Origin of the sequence: Albidovulum sp., assembly GCF_041919395.1 — a bacterium.
GTDB lineage: Bacteria > Pseudomonadota > Alphaproteobacteria > Rhodobacterales > Rhodobacteraceae > Albidovulum.
The window spans coordinates 1-7,732 of sequence record NZ_JAYRTX010000122.1; the positions used below are offsets into that span (position 1 = coordinate 1).

At 68.0% G+C, this 7,732-nt stretch carries 9 protein-coding genes and 1 pseudogene; 7 read left to right on the forward strand and 3 right to left on the reverse strand.

The window, feature by feature from the left end:
- The 3 genes from ACMUOO_RS15530 to pdxH all read right to left on the reverse strand — a co-directional run.
- The coding region (locus tag ACMUOO_RS15530; protein ID WP_413855696.1) for a DUF192 domain-containing protein at window positions 1-235 on the reverse strand (235 nt) is incomplete at its 3' end.
- Window positions 232-765, reverse strand: coding sequence for a cold-shock protein (locus ACMUOO_RS15535; RefSeq protein WP_301918200.1), 534 nt, complete (start codon window positions 763-765; stop codon window positions 232-234). The genes ACMUOO_RS15530 and ACMUOO_RS15535, both read right to left, overlap by 4 nt.
- Window positions 766-867: 102 nt before the next feature.
- On the reverse strand, window positions 868-1,473 hold the full coding sequence (gene pdxH / locus ACMUOO_RS15540) for a pyridoxamine 5'-phosphate oxidase (RefSeq protein ID WP_301918199.1): 606 nt from the start codon (window positions 1,471-1,473) through the stop codon (window positions 868-870).
- Between the two features lie 140 nt (window positions 1,474-1,613).
- Between pdxH and fabI the strand changes: the two genes are divergently transcribed.
- The 7 genes and pseudogenes from fabI to ACMUOO_RS15575 all read left to right on the forward strand — a co-directional run.
- A complete protein-coding gene (fabI, locus tag ACMUOO_RS15545) occupies window positions 1,614-2,447 on the forward strand; it encodes an enoyl-ACP reductase FabI (protein WP_301918198.1) in 834 nt (277 codons plus the stop codon).
- A gap of 9 nt (window positions 2,448-2,456) precedes the next feature.
- A complete protein-coding gene (locus ACMUOO_RS15550; RefSeq protein ID WP_301918197.1) occupies window positions 2,457-3,080 on the forward strand; it encodes a LysE family translocator in 624 nt (207 codons plus the stop codon).
- Window positions 3,081-3,092: 12 nt separating this feature from the next.
- Complete coding sequence (gene gpt / locus ACMUOO_RS15555; protein WP_301918196.1) at window positions 3,093-3,599, forward strand: xanthine phosphoribosyltransferase; 507 nt, start codon at window positions 3,093-3,095, stop codon at window positions 3,597-3,599.
- Window positions 3,596-4,084, forward strand: coding sequence for a DUF2127 domain-containing protein (locus tag ACMUOO_RS15560; RefSeq protein WP_301918195.1), 489 nt, complete (start codon window positions 3,596-3,598; stop codon window positions 4,082-4,084). Before gpt ends, ACMUOO_RS15560 begins: the two co-directional genes overlap by 4 nt.
- Window positions 4,085-4,158: 74 nt before the next feature.
- The gene (locus tag ACMUOO_RS15565) at window positions 4,159-5,337 is read left to right on the forward strand and encodes an aminotransferase (RefSeq protein WP_301918194.1); all 1,179 of its coding nucleotides are present in this window, start codon (window positions 4,159-4,161) and stop codon (window positions 5,335-5,337) included.
- Window positions 5,338-5,409: 72 nt separating this feature from the next.
- Window positions 5,410-7,263, forward strand: coding sequence for a peptidylprolyl isomerase (locus ACMUOO_RS15570; RefSeq protein ID WP_301918193.1), 1,854 nt, complete (start codon window positions 5,410-5,412; stop codon window positions 7,261-7,263).
- 16 nt (window positions 7,264-7,279) lie between these two features.
- Window positions 7,280-7,732, forward strand: a pseudogene (locus ACMUOO_RS15575) (anthranilate synthase component I); the annotation flags it as partial.

A 7,732-nucleotide genomic window follows, 5' to 3' on the forward strand; every position in this document is an offset into this window, starting at 1 on the left:
AGAACGACACCGCCTGAGGGCGCTCGTAGATGAAGAGCATCCCGGCGCTCGGCCGCAACTCCTGCCGGAACATCAGCCCTTGGGCGCGCTCGGCCTCGTCGTCCGCGATCTCGACCGAGAAGCGCGCGTGCCCGCCGTCCCAGCGAAACTCGGCCCGGCCGTCGGAACAGCCAGCGAAGGCGCCCTGCCCGGCAACGGCGAAAAGCAGGACCGCAAGGCCGCCCGCGCGGATCATTTCCGGTCCCGCACCGCGGCTTCCCATGAGGTGACCTGGGCGGCCATGCGGCCGCGCTTGCCCTCGATCACCCTGAGACAGACGGCCTCGCCGGGTTGCAGATCGGCAAAGCCGGACCGGCGCAGGACCTCGATGTGGATGAATACATCCTCGGGGCGGCTGTAGACATTGGCGAAACCGAAGCCCTTGGTCTTGTCGAACCACTTCACCCGGGCCGGCTCCAGCGGCAGGGCCGCGATCTCGGCGGCGTCGCTGTCACCGAGATCCTCCATCGGGGCGCCCTCCTCGGTCTCGGGAGGAAGGATCTCGCGCACCTCGACGGCCTGGGCGCCGCGCGCCGTCTGCTGCACCAGGACCCTGATTCGCGCGTTGTCGGCCACCGAGCTCTGACCGAAGTTTCGCAGGACGTTGGCGTGCAGCAGGATGTCCCCGCCGCTGGCATCGGCGACGATGAAACCGAAACCCTTGGCAGGATCGAACCATTTCACGCGGCCCGAGACCTCGTGCTGGTTCTGTTGTTCTTCTGTCATTGTTCGTCGTTTCCCATTCCCGCCCCCGCCGGAACCGACCGGCGGAGAGTGGATTGATACTCAGCTACCACCTGGAGAAACTGGTCACCACCTGCGCGAAAGTTAGGGGTTCAATCGCGCGATCGTCCAATCGTCCGCCAGCGTCGCGCGACGCCATTGGAACCGGTCGTGCAGTCGAAAGGCCCCGTCAGCCCAGAACTCGATCTCCAGCGGCCTGATCCTGATCCCCCCCCAGAAGGGAGGACGTCCCGGCGCGATACCATGCGCCGCCGTAACTCGTGCCACTTCCGCCATCAACCTCGCGCGCGAAGCGAGCGGCTCGGACTGCTTCGACGCCCAGGCGCCAAGGCGGCTTTGAAGCGACCGCGAGGCGTAGTACTCGTCCGCCTTCGGCCCTTCTTCGCGACTGGTTACACCCCTGACCCGGATCTGCCGCCTGAGCGACTTCCAGTGCAGCACGAAGGCCGCCTTGCCGGAAGCCGCAATTTCGCGTCCCTTGGCCGATCCGTAGTTTGTGTAAAATAGAAAGGCGTCGGCCTCAATCTCTTTCAGAAGCACCATCCGCGCGTTCGGCAACCCATCGGAGTCAACCGTGGCCAGCGCGATCGCATTGGGATCGTTGGACTCGCTCGTTTCCGCCTCGGCAAGCCATGCTCGCGCGATCTCGAACGGGTCGGTGCCGGAGAATATGCCGCTGCGATCAGACATTCTTCTTTGATTCCCGCAGTTTCTCGTTCTGATTGCAAGCGACGCAACAGGCTCGCCATTTAGCGCCTCTCACCCTTGAAGCAGGTCGGAACTTAGCCTAATGCTTCGGAACTCGATAAGAAAGTGGCGCGGGGGCAGATATGGCAACCAATTTGATGGCCGGCAAGCGCGGCCTCATCATGGGCGTTGCGAATGACAAGTCGATCGCCTGGGGGATAGCCCGCGCCTGCGCCGACGCGGGTGCCGAGCTTGCCTTCTCCTACCAGGGCGAGGCGCTGAAGAAGCGCGTGGAGCCGCTTGCCGCCGAGGTCGGTGCGACCGAGGTGATCGAGTGCGACGTCTCCGATCCGGCCTCACTCGACGGGTTGTTCGGGCGCCTGAAGGCCGTCTGGGGAAAGCTCGACTTCGTCGTCCACGCCATCGGCTTTTCCGACAAGAACGAACTCCGGGGCCGCTATGTCGATACCGGCATCGACAACTTCCGCATGACGATGGACATCTCGGTCTATTCCTTCACCGCCGTCTGCCGCCGCGCCGCGGCGATGATGCCGGACGGGGGGTCGCTTCTGACGCTGACCTATTACGGCGCCGAACGGGTGATGCCGCATTACAACGTCATGGGCGTGGCGAAGGCCGCGCTGGAGGCCTCGGTGCGCTACATCGCCGAGGACCTCGGCAAGGACGGTATCCGCTGCAACGCGATCTCGGCCGGACCGATCAAGACGCTCGCGGCCTCCGGCATCGGCGACTTCCGCTACATCCTGAAATGGAACGAACTGAACTCGCCGCTCCGCCGTAACGTCAACCAGGAGGAGGTCGGCAAGTCGGCGCTCTACCTTCTCTCCGACCTCGGCTCAGGCGTGACGGGCGAGACGCACCATGTCGATTGCGGCTACCACATCGTCGGCATGAAGGCGGTCGATGCACCGGACATCGACGCGGTGACCGGGCGAAACGGCAACGGCAAGGAGTAGGCCCAGGCGATGGCCGCCATCGCCCTGCCCCAGGCCGCCGCCCTTTTCACCGCGCTGTCGCTCGCCATCCTGACGCCGGGTCCGGCGATCATCGCCACCGTCCAGACCGCCTTCGCGCATGGCCGTGAACGGGCCCTGCCCTACGGGCTCGGCCTTGCGACGGGTGCCTCGCTCTGGTGCCTGATGGCGCTTTTCGGGCTGGCGCTGGTGTTCAAGCTCAACCCGCTCCTCTTCGCGGCGCTGAAGGTCTTCGGCGGATTCTACCTGCTGTGGTTCGCCCGGGGGCTCTGGAAGGCCTCCACCGCGCCCCTGCCGGAGGCGGCCGAGGGTCCGGAAAGGGGTGCCTTGCGCGGATTCGCGGGGGGCATCGCGCTCAATCTCTCCAACCCCAAGCCCGCGCTCTTCTATGCGACGCTGATCCTCTCGGTCTTCCCCGAGCCGCTCGCTCCCTCGGGGCAGGCTCTGCTCTATGCGCTCTGCCTCGGGACGGAGCTTTTCTGGTATGCGCTGGTTGCGGTTCTGATGTCGACAGCGCGGATGCGTTCGCGCTACTTTGCCGCCAAATTCTGGATCGACCGGGCCTGCGCCGTGGCGATGGCCCTGCTTGGTCTGATGTTGATCATCCAGCACTGAACGAGGATCGCGATGAAGGAACGGCTTCCCCACGAGAAGGGCTTCCACGTCTCCTGGGACCAGATCCACCGCGATTCCCGCGCCCTCGCCTGGCGACTCGACGGGCAAGGGCCGGACAACGGCGCCTGGCGGGCGGTGGTCGCGATCACCCGCGGCGGCATGGCACCCGCGATGATCGTCAGCCGCGAGCTCGACATCCGCATCGTCGACACGATCTCGGTGAAGTCCTACAACCATCAGGCCCAGACCGCGCCGCGCGTCATCAAGGCACCGCAGGCCGACATCATGGGCGCGGAAGGCGAAGGGGTTCTGGTCATCGACGACCTTGTCGATACCGGCAAGACGCTGGAACTGGTGCGGAAGCTCTATCCGAAGGCGCATTTCGCCACTGTCTATGCCAAGCCGGCGGGCCGCGCGATGGTGGACAGCTACATCACCGAGGTCAGCCAGGACACCTGGATCTTCTTCCCCTGGGACATGGCGTTGCAGTACGTCGAGCCCTACCGTGGGCGCGAATGACGCCGAAGCGGCGACCTGCCGGAAGCACGGCCCGGGTCCTGCACGACGCCTTCGAGATCGGCATCACCGCCAAGGCCGCCTTCGCCGCGGTCGAAACGCTCGCGGGCATCGCGATGTTCTTCCTGCACGCGGACTGGGTTCGGGCAATGGCGCGGTGGCTGACGGCCAGCGAACTGGGCGAGGATCCGGGCGACCTCATCGGCGGCTGGATCATGGCGGCGGCGCAGGGCCTGTCGGTCAGCACGCAGCATTTCTGGGCGGTCTACCTGATCGGCCACGGGCTGATCAAACTGGCCGCCGTCGCCGCGCTGATCGCACGGGTCCGCTGGGCCTATCCGCTGTCGATCGCGGTGCTGGCGGGGTTCATCCTCTGGCAGATTCACAAGTGGATGCTGACCGGTTCGGCGCTCATGCTCGGGCTCAGCGTCTTCGATCTTCTGGTGATCTGGCTCGTCTGGACGGAATACCGGGCGATGCGGGCCTGACCCGGGGCCGGCCGTGCCCTTGCGCCGACGCCGCCGGCGGTTAGAGTTGCCGCAGCCTCAGCACGGAGCCTGCGATGACCCTGCCCCTGACCGCGACCATGGCCATGACCGAGGCGCCCCCGGTGATGGAGGCCCGCCGCTGGCTCGACGGCGTGACCTTCGCGCCCGACCGGCCGCTCATCAACGTCAGCCAGGCCGCTCCCATGGAGGCTCCGCCCGAGGGGCTGCGTCGCGCGATCGCCGAGGCGGCGCTGAACGATCCGTCGGCGCATCTCTACGGCCCCGTGCTCGGCCTCCCCGCGCTTCGGGCCGAGATCGCGGACCAGTGGTCCGCCGCCTATGGCGGCGAGATCGAGGCGGCAGAAGTCGCGATCACCCAGGGTTGCAACCAGGCGTTTTGCGCAATCATGGCGACGATCGCCCGCGCCGGAGATGAAGTTCTCCTTCCTACCCCTTGGTATTTCAATCACAAGATGTGGCTCGACATGCAGGGGGTGACGGCTGTGCCGCTGCCTGCCGCGGCAGGTCTCATCCCCGATCCCGCGGCCGCTGCGGCACTCCTGACGGAACGAACCCGCGCGATCGTCCTCGTCACCCCCAACAACCCGGGCGGGGTGGAGTATCCCGCCGAAACCGTCCGCGCCTTCTACGAGCTTGCCCGCGACCGCGGCCTCGCGCTCATCCTCGACGAGACCTACCGCGACTTCGACTCCCGCCCCGGGGCGCCGCACGACCTCTTCGGCGACCCCGGCTGGCGCGGAACGCTCGTCCATCTCTATTCCTTCTCCAAGGCTTTCCGGCTGACCGGCCACCGGGTCGGCGCCATCGTCGCCGATGCCGGCCGGCTCGCCGAGGTGGAGAAGTTCCTCGACACGGTGGCGATCTGCCCGAACCAGCTTGGCCAGATCGCGGCGCTCTGGGGGATGCGGAACCTTTCCCAGTGGGTCGCGGGCGAACGCGCCGAGATCCTCGCCCGCCGCGCGGCGATCGAGGCCGGTTTCGCCACCCTGCCCGGCTGGCGCCTTCTCGGCGCCGGCGCCTTCTTCGCCTACGCCCGCCATCCCTTCGACCTACCCTCGCCCGAACTCGCCAGACGGCTCGTCCGCGAGGCCGGCGTCCTCCTCCTTCCGGGTACGATGTTCCGCCCCGCGCGCGACCCGGAGGGCGCGCACGAGGTGCGGATCGCGTTCGCCAACATCGACGTGCCGGCGATCGGGACCCTCATCGAGAGGCTCAGAGGTTTGCGTCCCTGACGGTCGGCCTTGCCCGGCCCTCGCCGCTGGCCTAAACACCAGCGAAACGGACACCTCGGGGGACCAAACGCGATGTCGAGCTCCCTGCGCAGCAAAAAGCGCGGCAACACCATCATCTGGGCCCTCATGGCGCTTCTGGTCCTCGGGCTCGGCGGCTTCGGCGCGCGGAACTTCGGCGGCTCGGTGCAGTCCATCGGCACGGTGGGCGACCGCGAGATCGACCTGCGCGACTATGCCCGCGCGCTGCAGCGCGAAATGCAGGCGGCCTCGGCCCAGGTCGGCACGCCCTTGAGCTTCGAGCAGGCGCAGGCGCTGGGGATCGACCGCGCCGTGCAGGCGCAGGTCATAGCCACCGCCGCGCTCGACGACGAGGCCGCGCGCATCGGGCTTTCGGCGGGCGACGCCCAGGTGCGGCGGCAGCTGACGGCGATCCCCGCCTTCCATGGACCCGACGGCACCTTCGACCGCGACGCCTACGCACTGGCCCTGAAGCAGGAGGGCTTCGGCGAACGCGAGTTCGAGACAAAGATCCGCGACGAGGCTGCGCGCACTCTCCTCCAGGGCGCCGTGCTCGGCGCCGCCGCCGCGCCCGAGGCCTTCGTGGCCAGGCTCGCCGCCTGGGCGACCGAGACGCGCGACTTCACCGTCGCCGAACTCATCGCCTCCGACCTGACCGCGCCGGTCGGCACGCCAGACGAGGCGGCGCTCAAGGCCTACTACGAGGCGAACCCGAAAACCTTCACCAGCCCCGAGATCCGCAACATCACCTATGTCTGGCTTTCGCCCGAGAGCGTCGCGGACCGGGTCGCGCTCGACGAGGAGGCGCTGAGGAAGAGCTATGACGAGCGCATCGCCGAATTCGTGACACCGGAACGGCGGCTCGTCGAACGGCTCGTGTTCCCGACCGACGCCGAGGCCGAGGCCGCGAAGCGGCGGCTCGACGCCGGGGAGGCGAGCTTCGAGGACCTCGCGTCGGAACGCGGGCTGACGCTCGCAGACATCGACATGGGCGAGATGTCGAAGGAGGCGCTTGGGCCGGCGGGCGAGGCGGTCTTCGCGCTGACCGAGCCCGGCGTCGTGGGGCCTCTGCCCTCCGACCTCGGGCCGACCCTCTACTCCATGAACGGCATCCTCGAAGCGCAGGAGACGAGCTTCGAGGACGCGCGCGATGACCTTGCGGCCGAGGCGACGGCGGACCAGGCGCGCCGGCTCATCGCCGAGGAGGCCGACGGGATCGAGGACCTGCTGGCTTCCGGCGCCACGCTCGAAGAGGTCGCGGCGGAAAAGGGGATGGAGCTTGGCAGCGTCGCCTTCAGCGACGGGACCGAGGAGGGCATCGCCGCCTACGCCGCGTTCCGCGATGCGGCCAAGGCGGCAAAGGCCGAGGATTTCCCGGAACTGGCCCAACTCGATGACGGCGGCGTCTTCGCGCTCCGGCTCGACAGCATCGCGGCCCCGGCGCTTCAGCCGCTCGATGCGGTGCGCGCTGAGGCGATCGCGGCCTGGCAGCGGGAGGAAACGCAGCGCAGGCTCGTGGCGCTCGGCGAGGAGATCAGGGCGAAAGTGGAGGCCGGCACGCCGCTCGCCTCCTCCGGCCTCGTCACCACGCGCTTCGCGGACTTCGCGCGGGGCGGCTTCATCGCCGACACCCCGGCCGAGGTGGCGAACGAAGCCTTCAGCCTGCCCGAGGGCGGCGCGGCCGTGGTCGCGACGCCGGGCCGGGTGCACCTCGTCTCGGTCACGGCGGTGCACGCCGCGGACGCGGCCGGCGAGGAGGTGGTGGCGATGCGCGAGGTGATCGAGACGCAAGTGGGCCAGTCGCTTGCCGCCGACATGTTCCAGCTCTTCGCCCAAGGCATCGAGGCGAGGGCCGGTATCCGGCTCAATCCGGCGGCAATCAATGCCGTCCACGCCCAGATGAACTGAGGACCGGCGCTTGGCGATGATCCCCTCCTTCGAGGCCTTCGAGCGGGGCTGGGCGCAGGGTGAGAACCAGCTCGTCCATGCCCGGCTCGCGGCCGATCTCGACACGCCGGTCAGCCTGATGCTGAAGCTCGCCGAGGCGCAGCCGATGAGCTTCATGCTGGAATCCGTGACCGGCGGCGAGGTGCGCGGGCGCTACTCCGTCGTGGGCCTGAAGCCGGACGTGATCTGGGAATGCCGGGGCGAAAGCAGCCGGATCAACCGTCAGGCGCGGTTCGACGCCGAGGCCTTCGAGGACCTGCCGGGCCATCCCCTTGCCACGCTCCGCGCGCTGATCGCGGAAAGCCGGATCGCCATGCCCGCCGGCATCCCGGCCATCGCTGCCGGTCTCTTCGGCTATCTCGGCTATGACATGATCCGGCTGGTGGAACGCCTTCCGAACGTGAAGCCGGACCCGATCGGGGTGCCGGAC